Below are 582 nucleotides of genomic sequence, written 5' to 3' on the forward strand. Positions count from 1 at the left end.
GGCGGCGGCCTCGGCGTGGGCGTGCAGCAGGCGGCCGGCTTCGGTGAGGCTCACTCGGTTGCCTCGGCGCTCGAGCAGGCGCTGGCCGTACTGCGTTTCCAGCTCGCGAATGTGCTTGGTAACAGCCGGCTGGCTGATGAACAGCTCCTGGCCAGCTTTGGTGAAGCTCAGGTGCCGGGCCACGGCGGCAAATACGCGAAGGCGGAAATCGGACATGCGCGCAAAATACGTTGCCGGGGCAGGCCGGGGACATCCACGGCCGGAAAACCGCCGCCGGGCGTTTTCAGCATCCGGCATAACCGGCTTAGCCGGTGCAAAATGCATTTCTTTGCTTCATGAAAACGCACTTGCTCTCGCTGGCTACCGCTGCTTTATTCACTGCCTGCGCCTCCACCGCGCAAACGCCGGCCGTGAAAGCACCCGCCAAGCCCACCACGGCCGAAACGCCCCCACCCCCGCCCGCCCAGCCCGCGCACATCGACTACGGCGCCATTGCCGATGAATTTCTGCGCGACTACAACGCCCGCTACGTGCAGCTCTACACAGCTTCGAGCGAGGCCGAGTGGCGCTCGAACACGCACA

At 65.1% G+C, this 582-nt stretch carries 1 protein-coding gene and 1 pseudogene; one reads left to right on the forward strand and one right to left on the reverse strand.

Annotated features, from left to right (window positions below; translation table 11 throughout):
- The coding region (locus tag ACYVDE_RS25665; RefSeq protein WP_460504331.1) for a LysR family transcriptional regulator at window positions 1-216 on the reverse strand (216 nt) is incomplete at its 3' end.
- Window positions 217-335: 119 nt separating this feature from the next.
- Between ACYVDE_RS25665 and ACYVDE_RS25670 the strand changes: the two are divergent.
- Window positions 336-582: pseudogene (locus tag ACYVDE_RS25670) on the forward strand (M2 family metallopeptidase); the annotation flags it as partial.

The organism is Hymenobacter agri (genome assembly GCF_054778495.1).